Source organism: Variovorax sp. P4_D9, from assembly GCF_056401695.1.
Genome location: NZ_JBFUIU010001441.1, coordinates 1 through 1,365 on the forward strand (window position 1 = coordinate 1; position 1,365 = coordinate 1,365).

The window sequence follows — 1,365 nt, forward strand, 5'->3', positions numbered from 1 at the left end:
CCTTTGAAAGGCTGCGCGGGACGGTGTTCGTAGTGCCTCACCGCGAATCCGCTGACGGCAAGCTTCAGGCTTGCGGACTCGAATTTAGCGCCCTCAACAGGGACTTCAGCACGAGGAAAGGCGCGCCCATCAAGCTCGTGGGTTCTTACTACCTCAGAGGCCGCGGCGAAAAGATGGGCGTCGCGCTAAAGCTCGGGGTGTTTGACGACTTCAATTCGCCACCAGCCGCACGGCCCAACAAGGCGTTTGTTCGATCGGAGCGCGGCGACGCCCCCAGCCAAGTTGTCTCCGTGCAAGCCGAAAACGAAGGGTTCGGGCTTTACGTCAGCGGTCTAGACGATTCGTTCGTGAAGACCTTTCAATCCATTGTTGAGAAACGCGGGTTTGTGGTCGTCTTCAACCGAATGCCAGGCCAGCAAGACGTGACCACCTCTATCGATTTGACGATCGAGAAAACGGAGATTCAAGGGGATGAGGTGGTACGAACAAGAAGCACGGCCATGATTGATGCCTTCGTGGCATGCGCTGCCGACCTCATGAAGCCGTAGCACGATGGACATGGACAACAAAGCGGTGGTGGCTCTTGCGGGAACCGTCGTTGGTTGGGTGCTCGGCACACTGACCACATGGTGGCGCGAACACCTGCGTCTCCGCCGCATGGCGGCAGGCTTGGAAGATGAACTGCTGGATATTCGGCGGCAGACCGAAGGGTTGGTTATCACGCTTGAACGCAGCCTGCAGTGGGTTGCCTTGCAGCAGATCGCAGGCGTGGGGGCTCCGCCCATCCAGCACGGCTTCTACGGAGTCGCGTACAAGGATGTCTTTGTTGACCTGGGCCAGGCGCAGCGCCTCTCCTTTCAGCTCATTCACAGTGCGGTCGATTCGCTCAACGTTCAGGTCAAAAGCCTGGACGATCACCTCGAAGCAAGTCGCGCATTGCCAGAGGACAAGCGAGCCGAGGCCGGTGCGATCTGGTCAGACAAGGTGAAGAGTTCGTTTGTGAATGCGCACCTGTTGATCTACTACGTGAAACGGCATCTGGCGAACCCATTGGGCAAACGAGTTGACTACCTCGACGAGGAGCACAGGGCGTGGCTCGAGTACCGCGCCAAAGCGGAGGAGACCGCTGACACAATCGTCGAGAAGAGCAAGGGCATCGATCCGAAGATCTTGGCGACGACGTACAACGCCGAAGCATTCGACAAGAGGAAGAACGGGCCCGCGGTGGCAGGGACTGGAGGCTTTTAGCGAAACGAGAGCCCGAGGCATGGGGCCAGGCCCAAGCAGCGGGAGGCTACAAAATCGGCGCAAGCGCCAATAGGGACGCTACAAAAGCTACAAAAGCCCTTCCGGACGATCCACGAC

The 1,365-nt window shown here is 58.6% G+C and carries 2 protein-coding genes; both read left to right on the forward strand.

From position 1 onward, the window contains the following. Positions 1–548: hypothetical protein (locus AC1DY5_RS55795; RefSeq protein ID WP_478122731.1), on the forward strand; the 548-nt coding region annotated here is incomplete at its 5' end. 4 nt (positions 549–552) lie between these two features. Next, on the forward strand, positions 553–1,248 hold the full coding sequence (locus AC1DY5_RS55800) for a hypothetical protein (protein WP_478122732.1): 696 nt from the start codon (positions 553–555) through the stop codon (positions 1,246–1,248). The last annotated feature ends 117 nt before the right edge of the window (positions 1,249–1,365 follow it).